Annotated in this window: 11 protein-coding genes and 1 pseudogene; 6 read left to right on the top strand and 6 right to left on the bottom strand. The window is 70.5% G+C overall.

Annotated features, from left to right (window positions below):
- The 6 genes from K6I33_RS17935 to K6I33_RS17910 form a co-directional block, all read right to left on the bottom strand.
- On the bottom strand, window positions 1-6,101 hold a 6,101-nt coding region (locus K6I33_RS17935), incomplete at its 3' end, for a type I polyketide synthase (RefSeq protein WP_229353382.1).
- Between the two features lie 261 nt (window positions 6,102-6,362).
- Window positions 6,363-7,631, bottom strand: coding sequence for a glycosyltransferase (locus K6I33_RS17930; RefSeq protein ID WP_229353380.1), 1,269 nt, complete (start codon window positions 7,629-7,631; stop codon window positions 6,363-6,365).
- An 85-nt stretch (window positions 7,632-7,716) separates the two neighbouring features.
- Window positions 7,717-8,946 carry a class I SAM-dependent methyltransferase gene (locus tag K6I33_RS17925; RefSeq protein WP_229353378.1) on the bottom strand — a complete coding sequence of 410 codons (1,230 nt, stop codon included), beginning with the start codon at window positions 8,944-8,946 and terminating at the stop codon, window positions 7,717-7,719.
- Window positions 8,947-8,971: 25 nt separating this feature from the next.
- Window positions 8,972-9,979, bottom strand: a complete 1,008-nt coding sequence (locus K6I33_RS17920) for an NAD(P)-dependent oxidoreductase (protein WP_229353376.1) — start codon at window positions 9,977-9,979, stop codon at window positions 8,972-8,974.
- The gene (locus K6I33_RS17915; RefSeq protein ID WP_229353373.1) at window positions 9,976-10,227 is read right to left on the bottom strand and encodes a ferredoxin; all 252 of its coding nucleotides are present in this window, start codon (window positions 10,225-10,227) and stop codon (window positions 9,976-9,978) included. The genes K6I33_RS17920 and K6I33_RS17915 overlap by 4 nt, the downstream gene beginning before the upstream one ends.
- Window positions 10,228-10,296: 69 nt before the next feature.
- The gene (locus tag K6I33_RS17910; RefSeq protein ID WP_229353371.1) at window positions 10,297-11,328 is read right to left on the bottom strand and encodes a cytochrome P450; all 1,032 of its coding nucleotides are present in this window, start codon (window positions 11,326-11,328) and stop codon (window positions 10,297-10,299) included.
- Window positions 11,329-11,884: 556 nt separating this feature from the next.
- Here K6I33_RS17910 and K6I33_RS17905 point away from each other — a divergent pair.
- The 6 genes and pseudogenes from K6I33_RS17905 to K6I33_RS17880 form a co-directional block, all read left to right on the top strand.
- Complete coding sequence (locus K6I33_RS17905; RefSeq protein ID WP_229353363.1) at window positions 11,885-12,652, top strand: TylF/MycF/NovP-related O-methyltransferase; 768 nt, start codon at window positions 11,885-11,887, stop codon at window positions 12,650-12,652.
- Between the two features lie 58 nt (window positions 12,653-12,710).
- On the top strand, window positions 12,711-13,307 hold the full coding sequence (locus K6I33_RS17900; RefSeq protein WP_229353361.1) for a dTDP-4-dehydrorhamnose 3,5-epimerase family protein: 597 nt from the start codon (window positions 12,711-12,713) through the stop codon (window positions 13,305-13,307).
- A gap of 126 nt (window positions 13,308-13,433) precedes the next feature.
- Window positions 13,434-14,321 (top strand): glucose-1-phosphate thymidylyltransferase RfbA, encoded by an 888-nt coding sequence (gene rfbA, locus K6I33_RS17895; protein WP_229353359.1) that lies wholly within the window; start codon window positions 13,434-13,436, stop codon window positions 14,319-14,321.
- An 89-nt stretch (window positions 14,322-14,410) separates the two neighbouring features.
- Window positions 14,411-15,382, top strand: coding sequence for a dTDP-glucose 4,6-dehydratase (gene rfbB / locus K6I33_RS17890; RefSeq protein WP_229353357.1), 972 nt, complete (start codon window positions 14,411-14,413; stop codon window positions 15,380-15,382).
- Between the two features lie 171 nt (window positions 15,383-15,553).
- Window positions 15,554-16,348: a thioesterase domain-containing protein gene (locus K6I33_RS17885; protein ID WP_229353355.1), complete on the top strand. Its 795-nt coding sequence runs from the start codon at window positions 15,554-15,556 to the stop codon at window positions 16,346-16,348.
- A gap of 10 nt (window positions 16,349-16,358) precedes the next feature.
- Window positions 16,359-16,585, top strand: a pseudogene (locus K6I33_RS17880) (cytochrome P450); the annotation flags it as partial.

Raw genomic sequence — 16,585 nt, 5'->3', positions numbered from 1 at the left:
GTGGTGGTGTGGGGGAGGTCGATGAGTCCGCCCCAGCGGTCGGGGAGTTCGAGGGCGGCGACGCGTCCGAAGGCCCAGAGTTGGGCGGCTTCGGGGTCGGGGACCTCGCCGGGGGCGACGGCGACGGCGCCCTGGGTGATGGTCCAGAGCGGCGCATGGAGATCGGCGTCGCCGAGGGCCTGGGTGAGAGCGAGAGTGGCGGTGAGTGCGATGGGGAGCGTGGGGTGTTCGGGGTGCGTACCGCCGGCGAGGCCGAGGAGGGAGACGATGCCGGTGACCGGCTGGTCGTGGTGGGCGGTGAGGAGGGTGGTGAGGGTGGTGCGGTCCGCGACGGCCGGGTCGATGGTGAGGTGGGTGACGGTGGCGCCGTGTGCGGTGAGGGTCTGGGTGAGGTCGGTGTCGTGGCCGGTGGGGGAGATGAGCAGCCAGTGGCCGGTGAGACGTGCCGAGCTCGAGAACGACAGGCTCTTCCAGACGATGTCGTACGACAGCTCGTCCTGCGGGGACCCGGCCCGGCTCTGCGGGGCGGGCGCCTCCAGCCAGTAGTGCCGGCGCTGGAAGGGGTAGGTGGGGAGGTCGGTGCGGCGGGCGCCGGTTCCCTCGAAGGCGGCCGGCCAGTGGATAGGTGCGCCGTGGGTGAAGACCTCGGCAGTGGAGGTGAGGAAGCGGCGGAGGCCGCCTTCGTTGCGCCGGAGCGTGCCGACGGCGGTGATGCCGTCGGGGAGGGCGGGGACGAGGACGGGGTGCGCGCTGGTCTCGATGAAGAGGGCGTAGCCATCCGCCTGGAGCAGCTCGACGGTGTCGTGGAAGCGGACGGTCTGACGCAGGTTGCGGTACCAGTAGTCCGCGTCGAGGGCCGTGGTGTCGATCGGGGCGCTGTCCACTGTCGAGTAGAAGGGGACGGACGCGGTTTGCGGGCGGATGTCGGCCAGTGCGTCGAGCAGTTCGGTGCGGATGGCTTCGACGTGGGTGGAGTGGGAGGCGTAGTCCACCGCGATGGTGCGGGCCCGGATCCCCTCTGCCTCGCAGGCGGCGACCAGTTCCGTGAGGGCGTCGGGGTCTCCGGCGACGACGGTGGCGGAGGGGCCGTTGATCACCGCGATCTCAAGTCGGCCGTCCCACTTGGCGAGGCGGGTTTGTACCTCGGTCGAGGGTTGGGCGATGGCGGCCATGCCGCCGTGTCCGGCGAGTTCGCGGGCGATGATCTGGGCGCGCAGGGCGACGATCCGGGCGCCGTCTTCGAGCGACAGCGCTCCGGCGACCACGGCTGCGGCGATTTCGCCTTGTGAGTGGCCGATGACGGCATCCGGCTCGATGCCCATGGACTTCCACAGCTCGGCCAGCGAGACCATGACGGCGAAGGAGGCGGGCTGGACGATGTCGACGCGGCGCAGGGCGTCCTCGTCGGCCAGGACGTCGGTGAGCTTCCAGTCGACCAGCCCGGCCAGTGCCGCCTGGCAGCGGGCCATGGCCTCCGCGAAAACAGGTGACTCGTCCAGCAGTGGGACGGCCATGCCTGCCCACTGCGTCCCCTGCCCGGGGAACACGAACACTGTCTTTCCGTCCGTGCTCGTGGCAACGCCGGACACGACATCGGCGGACGGCTCACCCGCCGCCACAGCCTCAAGGGCGGCCCTCAGCGTGGCCGGATCCTCGGCCAGCACCACGGCCCGGTGCTCGAACACCGACCGCGTAGCGGCAGTCGAGTACCCGAGGTCCAGCGGCCGTGCCGCGTCCACATGGTCGATCAACTGCTGGGCCTGCTGCCGCAACGCGTGATCGTCACGCCCCGAGACGATGAGCGGGACGAGCGGCACATCCTGCGTCTCATCCGGCTCGTCGGCCTCGGCCGGCTCGGGTGCCTGTTCCAGGATGATGTGGGCGTTGGTGCCGCTGACGCCGAAGGAGGAGACGGCGGAGCGGCGGGACCGATCGTGGTGAGGCCAGGTCATCGGCTTGGTGAGCAGCGAGACGGCTCCCGCGTCCCAGTCGATCTCGGTGGAGGGCTGGTCGCTGTGCAGGGTGCGGGGCAGTTCGCCGTGCTGCATGGCCATCACCATCTTGATGACCCCACCCACACCCGCGGCGGCCTGGGCGTGCCCGATGTTGGACTTCAACGAGCCGAGCCACAGCGGTCGTTCGGCCGGACGGTTCTGCCCGTACGTGGCGAGCAGTGCCTGCGCCTCGATGGGGTCGCCCAACCGCGTGCCGGTGCCGTGGGCCTCGACCGCGTCGACGTCGCCCGTGCCGAGCCCGGCGTTCTCCAGCGCTCGCCGGATGACGCGCTGCTGTGAGGGCCCGTTCGGGGCGGTGAGGCCGTTGCTGGCGCCGTCCTGGTTGACGGCGGAACCGCGCACCACGGCCAGCACCCGACGGCCGTTGCGCAGCGCGTCGGAGAGCCGCTCGACCGCGAGTACGCCCGCGCCCTCGCTCCAGCCCGTGCCGTCCGCCACGTCCGAGAACGCCTTGCAACGCCCGTCGGGCGCCAGCCCGCGCTGTCGCGAGAACTCCACGAACATGCCCGGCTCGGCCATGACGGTGACGCCGCTCGCGAGCGCGAGGTCGCACTCGCCGTTGCGCAGTGCCTGCACCGCCAGGTGGAGGGCCACCAGCGAGGACGAGCAGGCCGTGTCGACCGTCACCGCCGGGCCCTCCAGCCCGAGCGTGTAGGAGACCCGGCCCGAGGCGACACTGGCGGTGCTGCCCGTCAGCAGGTATCCCTCGTAGCCCTGTGCGGACTCATGGAGCCGAGGACCGTACTCCTGCGTCATCGCGCCGACGAAGACACCGGTCTGGCTGCCGCGCAGGGTGTGCGGGTCGATGCCCGCCCGCTCCAGCGCCTCCCAGGACGTCTCCAGCAGCAACCGCTGCTGGGGGTCCATCGCCATCGCCTCACGCGGCGAGATCCCGAAGAAGCCGGCGTCGAACTCGCCCGCGTCGTGCAGGAACCCGCCCTCACGGGTGTACGTACGGCCGACCGCCGCAGGGTCCGGGTCGTAGAGCCCGGCCACGTCCCAGCCCCGGTCCACCGGGAACGGGGAGATCGCGTCGGTGCCCGAGGCCACCAGGTCCCACAGGCCCTCGGGCGAGGTGACCCCGCCCGGGAAACGGCAACCCATCCCCACGATCGCTATCGGCTCGTCGGCCGGGATCGCGGCGCGTGCGCGACCCTGCTCGTGGGACGGGCCGAGGAGCAGATCGCGGAGGTGGCGGGCGGCGGCGAGAGGCGTCGGGCAGTCATAGATCAGGGTCGCCGGGACGCGCAGGCCGGTGCGGGCCCGCAGCTCGTTCTTGAGCTCGACACCGGTGATCGAGTCGACGCCCAGGGCCTTGAACGTGACCTCGGCCTGAACGGCCCCGGCGGACTCCGAGCCGAGGACCTTCGCAACGCTCTCCCGCACGTGCTGGAGCAGCCGCTCGATCTGACCGTTCCCGTCCAACTCGGATAGCGCGTGCCGGAGGTGGGAGGAGGGGTCGTCGTCCTGTCGCTTGTCGACGGTCGGTGACGTGGGCGTGTCGCCGTCCGGCGCCCAGTAGCGCTGGCGCTGGAAGGGGTAGGTGGGGAGGTCGGTGTGCTGGGCGCCGGTGTCGTCGAAGGCGGCCGGCCACTGGACGGGGGCGCCGTGGGTGAAGGCGTGGGCGGCGTTGGTGAGGAAGCGGTGGAGGGTGCCTTCGTTGCGGCGCAGTGATCCGACGGCCACGACTCCGTCCGGCAGGGCGGGGAGGAGCACCGGGTGCGCACTGGATTCGACGAACAGCGTGTAGCCGTCGGTCTGGAGCAGTTGGACGGTGTCGTGGAAGCGGACGGGCTGGCGGAGGTTCTGATACCAGTACGTCGCGTCGAGGGTGGTGGTGTTGATGGGGGCGGCTTCGACGGTGGAGTAGAACGGGATGGAGGCCTTTTGCGGACGGACGCCGTCCAGGATCTGGATGAGTTCGTCGCGGATGGGTTCGGTGTAGGCGGTGTGGGAGGCGTAGCCGATGGGGACGCGGCGGGCGCGGATTCCTTCGGTCTCGCAGGTGGCGAGGACCGTTTCGATCTGGTTCAGGGGTCCGGCGACGACGGTGGACTGCGGTCCGGCGATGACGGCGATGCTGAGCTTGTTGCCCCAGCCCGTCATGCGCTCCTCGGCCTCGGTGAGGGGTAGTGCGATGGAGACCATGCCGCTGTGGCCGGTCAGTTCGCGTTCGATGAGGCGGGCGCGCAGGGCGATGACCCGGACGCCGTCCTCCAGTGACAGCGCGCCACAGACCACAGCTGCGGCGATCTCGCCCTGCGAGTGCCCAATGACCGCGTCCGGCTGGATGCCCATGGATTTCCACAGTTCGGCCAGGGAGATCATGACAGCGAAGCAGGCGGGCTGGACGACGTCCTCGCGTTCCAGCGAGGGCGCGTCGTCCGTCTGCCGGATCAGGTCGGTGAGCTTCCAGTCCAGGTGCTCGGCAAGCAGTGTCTCGCACCGCGCCATGCTGGCGGCGAACACCGGGGATTCGTCGAGGAGCTGGGCGGCCATGCCGGCCCATTGGGTGCCCTGCCCCGGAAAGGCGAACACGGTCCGTACGTCCCCGGTGGCCACTCCGGCCAGCGGTGACTGACCTGCCGCCACGGCCTCCAGACCCGCCCGCAGCGCCGCGCCGTCCTCGGCCAGCACCACGGCCCGGTGCTCGAACACCGACCGCGCGACGGCCGTGGAGTACCCCAGATCCAGCACCCGCGCCGCATCCACCCGGTCCATCAACCGCAGCGCCTGCTCCCGCAGCGCACCACCATCCCGCCCGGACAGCACGACCGGCACCGAGCCCAGCTCCCGCGCGCCGTTAATGCGCGGATCTACGACAGCCGGCGCCTGCTCCAGCACCACATGCGCATTCGTCCCGCCCATCCCGAACGACGACACACCCGCCACGCGGTGTCCCGTCCACGGCGCCAGGCTCGTCTGCACCCGCAGGTTGAGCTCGTCCAGGGGGATGGCGGGGTTGGGCGTCTCGTGGTTGAGGGTCGGCGGGAGCACGCCCTCGCGTACGCACAGGGCGGCCTTGACCAGCCCGGCGATGCCCGCGGCGCCTTCCAGGTGTCCGATGTTGGTCTTGACCGAACCCACCGGCAGCGGGCTGCCCTGCGGGCGTACGGAGCCGAGCACCGCGCCCAGGGCCGCCGCCTCGATGGGGTCGCCGACCGGGGTGCCCGTGCCGTGGAGTTCGACGTAGCCGACGTGGCGCAGCTGCTCGGGGCCGACTCCGGCCCGGTCGTACGCCGTGCGCAGCACGGCCTCCTGGGCCTCGCGGTCGGGGGCCGTCAGCCCGGTGCCGCCGCCGTCGTTGTTGGCGGCGGTGCCGCGGATGACGCAGTGGACCCGGTCGCCGTCGGCCAGCGCGCGGTCCAGTGGCTTGAGGACGACGCAAGCGCCGCCCTCGCCGCGCGCGTAGCCGTTGGCGCGGGCGTCGAAGGTGTAGGAGCGGCCGTCGGGGGACAGTGCGCCCATGAGTTCCATGCGGGCCGTGCTGTCCTCGGCGAGGATCAGGCTCACCCCGCCGACGAGGGCGAGTTCCGTCTCGCCGCGGCGCAGGCTCTCGCAGGCCAGGTGGACGGCGACCAGCGAAGAGGACTGGGCGGAGTCCACGGCCAGGCTCGGGCCGCGGAGCCCGAGGAAGTAGGAGAGGCGGTTGGCCGTCATCCCGCGGTTCAGGCCGGTCGCGGTGTGGCCGTTGAGGGGGGTGCCGGTGTGGTGGAGGAGGGTCGCGTAGTCGTCGGCGGCCACGCCGACGAAGACTCCGGTGTCAGTGCCCGCCAGGCTGCCCGGGACGATGCCCGCGTCTTCCAGCGCGCTCCAGCCGAGTTCCAGCATCAGCCGCTGCTGCGGGTCGGTGGCGGCGGCCTGGCGCGGGGACATGCCGAAGAAGGCGGCGTCGAAGTCCGCGGCGTTCTCCAGGGCGCCGCGCACGCTGCCGTCGGGCTGCCGCTCGACGGCGCTGCGGCCGGCGGTCAGCAGCTCCCAGAATTCATCGAGGCCAGGTGCTCCCGGGAGGCGGCAGGACATGCCGACAACGGCAATGTCGCTCGGCTGCTGCACACCATTGTTGGGGGCCATCTTCGGGGCCATGAAATCTCCAGGTCGACACGGCAAGGCTGAGATGCTGATGAATCAGTGATTCGGTGAATGGTTCGGGGTCAGGGAGCTGTGGGATTCGCGGGGATTCGGGGTGGTTTTCCATGCGACCTGCCGGATGCGTTCCGCGGCACGTCCTCGCCTGCCCCCACTGCGGCGCCGCCCTGACCCGGCGCGACCGGGCACTGCTCTGCGCCGCCGGCCACAACTCGGCCGGCCGGGGCCCCGGCTGCGGGGCCCCGGCCGACACGGTGCTCAACCGACTGTCACCCCTGACGCCCGTGCCCAGTCCTCCAGGACGTCACAGGCGTTGTCCACCCCGCGCTCCTGCGCGACCAGCCGGCCCAGCCGCTGAGCGCGGTCGGCCATCCGGGGATCGTTGACCGCCTGGCGCACGCTGGCCGCCAGCTCCTGGCGGCCGGTGCGGGCGAAGCGGGTGAAGGGCACGGGCCGCGCGCCGACCCCGAGCTCGGCGAGCCGGGCGGCCCAGAACGGGTGGTCGGCGAAGACCGGGCAGATCACCTGCGGCACCCCGGCGCGCAGTACCTGCGCCGTGGTGCCCACGCCGCCGTGGTGGATGACCGCGGCCATCTTCGGGAACACCCCGGCGTAGTCCACGTCGTGGAGCCGGAAGACGTCATCGGGCAGATCGTCGTCCGGGCCGTCGACCATGACCAGCCGCCGCCCGGCGCCGCGTGCCGCGTCGATGGCGTACTCCAGCGCTTGCCGCTGGTCGTGGAGCGACCAGGTGCTGCCGAAGGTGAGCGCGACCGGCGCCGGGCCGTCGTCGAGGAAGGCCTGGAAGTCCGCCGGGGCCTGCCACTCCTGGTCCCAGTACCAGAAGCCGGTGACATGGGCCCGCCGGGGCCAGTCGGCGGGCTTGGGCAGCACGCTGGGGCTGAACGGGTACAGGTACGGGCGCTCGTGGCCCAGGCGGGGGAACGGTGACGTGCGACCGAACGGCGGCAGGTCCATCCGTGTGCGGTAGCCGTCGATCTCGGGCCGGCGCCAGGCCCACTCGTCACGGGCCGCCTGCCAGTGGGAGTAGCGGTTGTAGAGCGGCGTCAGCGGGCCCATCCGGCGCTGGTGGGACTCCACGGCCGGGAAGGACCAGGTGGAGGAGTTGGGCCACCAGCACACGGACGCCCACGGCGCGGGCGGGTGCCCGTAGGCGGCGGCCAGGGTCAGCGGCGCGTTGACGATGAAGTCGGCACCCTGGGCCGCTTCGTGGACCGCGTCGACGACGACCTGGTCGTACCCCTCGGGCGCCTTGGGCAGGTTCTTGAGCAGATCCCTCATCAGCGGGCTGCGCCGCAGCGAGTCCCTGACCTCGGGCATGCTGAAGAACCCGTCGGGGTCGCCCGGGGTGACCTTGTATTCCAGTCCGGCCCGCTCCACCAGCTTCTGCAGGGAGGCGGGCGCGGCGAGGGTGACCTCGTGGCCGCGTTCGCGCAGTCCGACGCCCAGCGCGATGAAGGGCTGCACGTCGCCGCGCGAGCCGATGGCCAGCAACGTTACGCGCACGGCACCGTCCCCCTGTCCCCCGTTGCGTCCCCTGCTGTGGACCTCGTCGTGTCCCCTGGTGTGGCCCCCGTTGTGCCGCGCATCCTCACTCCGCTCCGCCCGAGGACACCGCCACCAGCGTCTCGAAGTCGCGCGGGATCCACGCGGGGATGCCGCCCTCGGCGTTGGTGCCCTTCTCGATGAAGGCGAGGTTGTGGTAGACGTGCAGGCCCGCCACGTTGCGGTCGGCGTAGCCGGGCCGGTGACCGGAGGCGGCCGGCCGCTCCTCGTGCTGGATGGAGTCGATCAGCGACTTGAGCAGGCCGAGGCTGGTGGCGCTGTCCTGGCGGGGGTCCTCGTTACCGCCGAAGCCGGGCCAGTAGGCGGTCCACAGGTCCTCGATGACGTAGAGACCGCCGGGGCGCACATGCGGGAACAGTGCCTGGAACGACGTCCGGACGTGTTCGTTGATGTGGCTGCCGTCGTCGATGACGATGTCGAACGGCCCGTACTCCTCGGCGATCGACGCCAGGTACTCCGGGTCGTTCTGGTCGCCCTGGAGGGTGGTGATGCGCTGTCCGTCGAAGTGGGACTTGTCGACGATGTCCAGGCCGTAGATCTCACCGCGGTGGAAGAAGTGCCTCCACATGCGCAGGGAGCCGCCGCCCCACTCGGGGTGCTTGTAACCGCCGATGCCGATCTCCAGGACGCGCACCTGCTCGTTGCGGTAGTCGCGGAAGTGGCGGTCGTAGTGCGGGGTGAACCAGTGCAGCGAGCCCCACTTGGGGGTCAGATAGCGCGAGGCCAGCTCGCTGAGGTCGGGCTTGCGGGAGTGGCAGCCCGCGAGCACGGTCTCGGTGCCCTGCTGGGCGGCGAGGAAGTGGGTGCCGATGTGCTCCGCGCCGGAGGCGGCGTCTCCGGCGTCGTCTCCGGCGCCGCCCGAGGTCTCGGCGACGTACGGGAAGAGCGTGGTGCCGCGCACGCCCGCCCCGCGCTCCCGTACCGGTCCGAACAACTCCCGCACGAGCTCGGCGAGTTCGTACTCGACGCGCATGGCGATGAACGCCTCGTCCCGGCCGGCCGGGCGCACCGGTCCGCCCTTGGCGACGTACAGGTAGTGCGGCTCCAGCGCGGTGCCGTCGGTGTGGACGGCCAGCTCCACGAGGACCGGAGCGTCATTGACCGGGGCCGGGCAGCGCGAGGTGATCTCACTCAGCAGTACCCGGGTGATGTCGGCCGGGCTGTGCCGGGCGACCAGTTCCTTCAGCGCGGCGTCGTGCCCGCCGGCTGCCCCGATGATGTCGCGGAGCAGTGCTGTCTCGACTGATGTAGCCACGAGTTGCCTTCCAGGGTTACCGAGGTTACCGAGTTGTCTGGTGCTGCTGCTGGTGACGGCGGTACCAGCGAATGGTTTCTTCGAGGCCCGCCCGCAGGGTGCGGGGTTCAAAGTCGATGACCTCGAACATCCGGGAGAGGTCCAGGCGGCGCCCGGTGACGCCCACCGGGCGGCTGGGGACGGTGCGGATGCGCTCGGGGCGGCCCAGTGCGGCGGTCACCATCCTGGCAAGGTCCAGGATGGCGGTCTCCTCCGTGGTGCCGATGTTCAGCACCCGGTGCCTGGCCGTTTCGACCATGCACAGCGAGGCCCGCACCAGGTCGGCGACGTGCACGAAGGACCGGGTCTGGCTGCCGTCTCCCCAGATCTCGATCTCTTCGCCGGCCTCGGCCTTGGCCAGCATGCTGGGGATCACCCGTCCCCGGGACGTGTCGAAGCTGTCGCGGGGGCCGTAGACGTTGGCCGGCCGCACCAGGAAGACATCGGTCCCGAACTGCCGGCGATGCAGGCCGGCCAGGATCTCCGCGTAGGTCTTGGACAGAACATAGCCGTTGTCGGTGTACCGCATGTGGGCGCGGTAGTCGTCGTCCTCGCTCGTCGCCGAGGTCAGCGGTGCGCAGTACACCTCCGACGAGCTCATGACGACGGTTTCGCCCGCGCCGAAGTCCCGCACGCAGTTCAGCAGGTTGGAGGTGATGCGCTGGTTGCTGTCGAGGATGTCCGCGGAGTGCTCGTGCTTGAACCGGGCATTGCCGTCCAGCCCCGCGCAGTGCACCACGGTGTCGATGGACGGCGCCAGGTACTTGAACGCGGCCCGGGTCTCGTTCGCGTCGCACAGGTCGACCGCGACGAAACGGATCCGCTCCGACCCGGGCAGGGCGGCCAACTCCTCCTTTATACCCGGTCGTTCACCGCGATGCAGGGCCAGTACCGTGGCGCCGCGCGCGGCGAGCTGTTCGACGAAGTGCGAGCCGATGAATCCCAGCGCGCCCGTCACGAGGGCCGTACGACCCGCCCACTGACGGTCCGTCACCTAGCCTCCCGATGCCGCTCGGGGGATTCCGCCCCGGTCGTCCCGGTTATCCCGGTCGCCCCGGTGAGGAGAACGGCCTGCACCGGGCACAGGTCCGCGGCCTGGCGGACCGCCTGCCAAAGATCCTCGGCGGGCTCGGGGTCGACCGCCCGGCTCACCCCCTCGTCGTCCTGCTCGAACACCTCGGGCGCCGCCAGTTCGCACTGGCCGGCTCCCATGCACCGGTCCTCGTCTACTGCCACCCGCATGCGCGTACTTTCTGTGTAGGTCACCACTCGGCCGGCCGCCCCGCGGCACAGCCGGTCATCACGTGCCGGTCACCACTCGACAGGCAGCTCGTGCAGCCCGAAGATCGTCGCGTCGGGCTTGACCCGCAGCGCCTCGACGTCCGTGGCCAGCCGCAGGGTCGGGATACGGCGGATGACGGCGCCGAGTGTGACCTCCAGCTCCATCCGGGCCAGGTTCTGCCCCAGGCACTGGTGCGGGCCGTAGCCGAAGGCCACGTGGTGGCGGGCCGAGCGGTGGATGTCGAAGGTGTCGGGGGAGGGGAACGCGTCCTCGTCACGGTTGCCGGAACCGAGCGAGATGATCAGGCCGTCCCCGGCCCGGATCGTCATTCCCCCCAGTTCGATGTCGGCGGTGGCCGCGCGGCGCATCCCGTCCACGATGGACAGGTAGCGCAGCAGCTCGTCGATGGTTTGAGGCAGCAGCCCCTCGTCGGCGCGCACCTCGGCCAGGGTCTCCGGATGCTGAAGCAGCGTCAGGATACCCAGCGCGGCCATGCTGGCGCTGGTCTCGTGGCCCGCCGCCAGCAACAGCACGGCATTGTCGACCACTTCGTTGTGCTGGATCTCGCCGGGGACCAGCCGGTTGACGATGAGCCCGCTGAGCAGGTCGTCACCCGGCGTCTCGGTCTTGGCGGTGACCAACTTGTCCAGGTAGTCGCGGAGTTCGAGGAGCGCGGTGAGTGAATCGGCGTCCCCGCCCACGCGGGTGGCGATCTCGCTGCGTTCCTGGAAGAACTCCCGGTCCTCGTACGGGACGCCGAGGAGCGCGCAGATCACCAACGTTGACATCGGCAGCGCCAGTTCGGCCACCAGGTCCGCCGGCGCCGGTCCGGCGAGGAGCTTGTCGATCAGGTCGTCCACGAGCTGTTCGACGCCCGGTCGCATGGATCTGACCCGGCGCGTGCTGAACTCGGAGATGAACATGCGGCGCAGGACGTTGTGCTCGGGCGGGTCCATCGTCAGCAGCGAGCGGAAGCCCTCGCCGTCGCTGTCGGCCGCGGACAGCCGGGGCAGGGCGGCCGGTCTGATGGTGACGCGGGAATCCGCGAGAAGCGCCCGCACATGTTCGTGCCTGGTGATGATCCAGGTTCGCGAACCGTCCCAGACCCGTGCTCGGGCAATCGGTTCGGATTTCCTTAACTCAGCGTACTCGGTAGGTATTTGGAACGGGCAGGTACGGGCCAAAGGCCATGCCGTTCCTGCCTCTTCCGGTGTTAGTCCGGACCTGGCCGAAGCGCTCAAAACTCCCCCTGTTCGTCGGCGGACCTTGGTTATCGGACCGCCGTGCGAACAACAGGCAAGCACGGTGATGATCAGGACGCAACGTCTATTCTCCGCCACGTGAGCAAGGTCACTGGCCAGGTGACAAGTTGCTGGTGGGGGAGTGTTGATGGGTCTTCATCGGCCACTTCGGCTTGTGCTTCTCGGTCAACTCCGTGTATGTTCCACCATGATCGACGATCGGAAGATCCGGTGAGCAGCCAGACGCTTTTTCCGTCCAAGCTCCCGTAATCCAGATGCTGCGACACAAGCGGCGATCGTCGGAAATCCGGCTGTAACCCACCCGTTTTCCGGATGCATCGGACCCGGGTAGTGCTGCCTATGGGGGGCGATTTTAATGAGCACCACTTCTCGTGACGCGACCCTGTATCTCGACCTTCTTAAGAAGGCCGTCGCGAACACAATTTATGAGGACCCTTCCCACGTCGCCGGCTTTATCACCGACGCCTCCTACGTGGCGGAGGCGCGTGAGTCCGGCGAGGACTTCCCGGTCGTGGCACACACCATGATCGGCCTCAAGCGGCTGGACAACCTCCAGCACTGCCTGGAGTCCGTCATCCGTGACGCCGTCCCCGGCGACTTCGCGGAGACCGGTGTCTGGCGCGGGGGCGCCTGTATCTTCGCCCGCGGCGTGTTCCGGGCGCACGGCGTGCGGGACCGCGCGGTATGGGTCTGCGACTCGTTCCAGGGATTCCCCCGGACCCTCGACGACGACCACGAGCTGGACAGGGACATCGACCTGGAGCAGTACAACCAGGTGCTCGACATTCCGACCGAAGTGGCCACGGTGCGCGAGAACTTCGAGCGCTACGGGCTCCTGGACGAGCAGGTCCGCTTCCTGCCCGGCTGGTTCAAGGACACCATGCCCACCGCCCCCATCGAGCGGCTCGCGGTACTGCGGCTCGACGGCGACTCGTACGCCGCCACCACCGACGTCCTGACCCACCTGTACTCCAAGGTGTCGGTCGGCGGCTATGTCATCGTCGACGACTACTGCATCCCGGCGTGCCGGCAGGCGGTCCACGACTTCCGGGACCGGCACGGCATCACCGACGAGATCCACCAGATCGACCGGCAGGGCGCGTACTGGCGGCGCTCCGCCTGACCCGGCCCCGGCCGGCAGCCCGCAAGGCGTCACACGGACAAGGGAGGGACGGAGCACGATGCGCCCACTCGGCATCGAGGGGGCCTGGGTGCTGGACCCCGTCATTCACACCGACCACCGGGGCCAGTTCCACGAGTGGTTCCAAGGCGAGCGGTTCCAGCAGTCCACCGGGCATCAACTGCCGCTGGCACAGGCGAACATCGCGGTGTCCCGGCGTGGCGCGCTGCGCGGGATCCACTTCGCCGAGATCCCGCCCGGCCAGGCCAAGTACAGCGCGTGCGTGCGCGGAGCGGGCCTCGAAGTGATCGTGGACATCCGTACCGGATCCCCGACCTTCGGCCGCTGGGAGGCGGTCCCGGTGGACGACCGCCGGCACACCGCCGTGTACGTCTCGGCCGGGCTGGGCCGGGCCTTCCTCTCCCTCACCGACCACACCACCCTCATGTACCTGTGCTCCTCCGGCTACAACCCCGGGCGCGAGCACGCCATCAACCCGCTGGACCCGGACCTGGCGATCGACTGGCCGACGGACATCGAACCGCTGCTCTCCGACAAGGACGCGGGCGCCCCCGGTCTCGCCGAGGCGGAGCGGCTCGGCCTGCTCCCGTCCTACCGGGCATGGCAAGAGCACCACGCGCCGCCGCGCGGCGCGTAGCTCCGCTCGAGGCGCCACCCGTCGCGGGCGCCGGAGAGGCGACCTGAGTCACCCCTCAGCCCAGAACGCCACGGAGGACCCACCGTGAACGACACCCCGCCGGAACGCTCAACAGCCCGTCGCCCCATGAAGGGCATCATCCTCGCCGGCGGCAGCGCCACCCGGCTCCGTCCGCTGACCGGCGCGCTGTCCAAACAGCTGCTGCCGGTCTACGACAAGCCCATGATCTACTACCCGCTCTCGGTCCTCATGCTGGGCGGCATCCGGGACATCCTCGTCATCTCCTCCCACCAGCACATGGACATGTTCAAGGCGATGCTGGGCGACGGCTCCCGCATCGGCCTGAACCTCGACTACGCCGTCCAGGACGAGCCGCGCGGTATCGCCGAGGCGTTCCACATCGGCGACAAGCACATCGGGGACGACCGGGTCGCCCTCGTCCTGGGCGACAACGTCTTCCACGGCCCCGGCTTCTCCACCGTTCTCCACCACAGCATCCAGCGCCTGGACGGCTGCGAACTGTTCGGCTACCCCGTCAACGCCCCCGAGCAGTACGGTGTCGCCACCATCGACGCACGGGGGCGCCTGCTGTCGCTGGAGGAGAAGCCGCAGCGCCCGCCCTCCAACCTCGCGGTGACCGGCCTGTACCTCTACGACAACGACGTGGTCGAGCTGGCCAGGGACCTCAAGCCGTCCGCCCGCGGCGAGCTGGAGATCACCGACATCAACCGCGCCTATCTGGAGCAGGGCCGGGCCCGGCTCACCGAACTGGGCCGCGGGTTCGCCTGGCTGGACATGGGCACCCACGACTCCCTCCTCCAGGCCGGCCAGTACGTCCAGCTCCTGGAGCAGCGCCAGGGCGAACGCATCGCCTGCATCGAGGAGATCGCCCTGCGCATGGGGTTCATCGACGCCGACACCTGCTACCGGCTCGGGCAGGAACTGACCGCCTCCAGCTACGGCGGGTACCTCATGGACGTGGCCTCGCGCTTCGCCGTCGGCCGGGCCGGCTGACCGCACGACAGATCCACCACGACACCCACCACCACGACACCCACCACCACGACACACATCACCACGACACACAGAAAGGCGGTCGACGGATGCGCGTCCTGGCGACCGGGGCAGCCGGGTTCATCGGCTCACACTTCGTCAGAAGCCTCTTGTCGGACGCGTATCCGGCGCTGGCCGGCGCTCACGTCCGGGTCCTCGACAAGCTCACCTACGCCGGAAACCGCGACAACCTCGCACGGGTCGCCGACCACCCGCGCCTGGAGTTCCGGCACGGTGACATCTGCGACCCGGCCACCGTCGCCGAGGCGATGCGCGGCACCGACCTGGTGGTGCACTTCGCCGCCGAGTCCCATGTCGACCGCTCCATCAGCGACTCCGCCGCCTTCGTCACCACCAACGTGCTCGGCACCCACCGCCTCCTCCAGGCCGCCGCCGACGCCGGCGTGGAGCGCTTCGTCCACGTCTCCACGGACGAGGTGTACGGCTCGATCAGCGAGGGCGCCTGGCCCGAGGACCACCCCCTGGCCCCCAACTCGCCCTACGCCGCGTCCAAGGCGTCCTCCGACCTCCTCGCCCTGGCCTTCCACCGCACCCACGGCCTCGACGTCCGGGTGACCCGCTGCTCCAACAACTACGGGCCCTTCCAGCACCCCGAGAAGGTCATCCCGCTGTTCGTCACCAACCTCCTCCAGGGACGCCGGCTGCCCCTGTACGGGGACGGTCTCAACCGCCGTGACTGGCTGCACGTGGACGACCACTGCCACGGCATCGCCCTGGTCGCCGATCGCGGCCGGGCCGGCGAGGTCTACAACATAGGCGGCGGCACCGAGCTGTCCAACGTCGACCTCACCAAGCGCCTGCTCGCCATCGTGGGCGCCGACTGGTCCGCCGTCGACCACATCTCCGACCGCGCGGCACACGACCGCCGCTACTGCGTGGACACCCGGAAGATCACCGAAGAGCTGGGCTGGGCACCCCGCACCGACTTCGACCGCGGACTGGCCGACACCGTCGCCTGGTACCGCGACCACACCGACTGGTGGCAGCGCCTCAAGGCCTGACGTGCCTCAAGGCCTGACGTGCCTGAAGGCATGACGCACCCGAGGGCCCGACACCACCCGAAGGCCCGACCCCGCCATCGCCGCCGGACCCCGGCGAAACAGTGCCCCGGACCATCACCCCACGGAACCCCACGGAACCCCACGGAACCCCACGGAAGGACCCCACACGGCGTGACCGCCCCGACCGCCACAGGCGACCTCTGGCTGCGCCGCTACCGGCAGGTCGCCGACCCGGCCGTCCGGCTGGTCTGCTTCCCGCACGCCGGTGGCAGCGCCAGCGCCTACCTGCCCTTCGCCCGGACGCTCCCGGACTTCGTGGAGGTCCTGGCCGTCCAGTACCCCGGCCGTCAGGACCGCCGCCAGGAGCCCTTCCTGGAGTCCGTCGACACCCTGGTGGACCACGTCCTGCCGGACCTGGAGCCCTGGCTCGACCGTCCGCTGGCCCTGTTCGGCCACAGCCTGGGCTCGCTGCTCGCCTATGAGACGGCCCGCCGCCTCATGGCACGCGGCCCCGGTGCCCCCGCCCACCTCCTGGTCTCCGGACGGGTCGGCCCGACCGTTCCCCGCGGGATCACCACCCACCTCCTCGGCGACGACCAGCTGATCGCCAAGGTGGCCGAGTTGCGGGGCACCGACCCGCGGGTACTCGCCGACGAGGAACTGCTGCGCCTGGCCCTGCCCGTCATCCGCAACGACTACCGGGTCGCCGCCTCCTACACCTGGCGCCCCGGGCCGCGGCTCGCCTGCCCGCTCACCGTCCTGACCGCCGTGGACGACCCCCACGTGCCCGCCGACGGAGCCCGCGCCTGGCACCAGCAGACCACCGGCCCCACGGCGTACCACTCCTGGCCGGGCGGTCACTTCTACCTCAACGAGCACACCACGGCCGTGTGCCGGGTGATCGAGGACGCCCTGCGGCCGCTCGCCGCGCCACCGCGGCCCGCCCCGCCGTCCGTCACAGAATGAGAGAGCCCCGATGACATCCCGTTGCCCGGTCACCCGCACCCACCCGTTCAGCACCCCCACCGGCGTGGAGATGGACCCCCTCTACGCCCACCTGCGCGAGCGGGAGCCGGTCTCGCGGGTCCGCATGCCCTACGGCGGCGAGGCCTGGCTGCTCACCCGCCATGCCGACGTGCGGGCGGTCCTCGGCGACCAGCGGTTCAGCATGGAAGCCGGCGCGGGCAAGGACGTCCCCCGCCC

The sequence above is a fragment of the Streptomyces sp. UNOB3_S3 genome (genome assembly GCF_020740895.1).
GTDB lineage: Bacteria > Actinomycetota > Actinomycetes > Streptomycetales > Streptomycetaceae > Streptomyces.
The sequence above is the reverse complement of the archived record's forward strand: the minus strand, read 5'-3'. Positions and strand labels throughout refer to the sequence as shown.

Coding starts and splice junctions, on each gene's coding strand:
- K6I33_RS17915 (WP_229353373.1), bottom strand. CDS start 10,227: ATGCGGGTGGCAGTAGACGAGGACCGGTGCATGGGAGCCGGCCAGTGC.
- K6I33_RS17905 (WP_229353363.1), top strand. CDS start 11,885: ATGAGCACCACTTCTCGTGACGCGACCCTGTATCTCGACCTTCTTAAG.
- K6I33_RS17900 (WP_229353361.1), top strand. CDS start 12,711: ATGCGCCCACTCGGCATCGAGGGGGCCTGGGTGCTGGACCCCGTCATT.
- rfbA (WP_229353359.1), top strand. CDS start 13,434: ATGAAGGGCATCATCCTCGCCGGCGGCAGCGCCACCCGGCTCCGTCCG.
- rfbB (WP_229353357.1), top strand. CDS start 14,411: ATGCGCGTCCTGGCGACCGGGGCAGCCGGGTTCATCGGCTCACACTTC.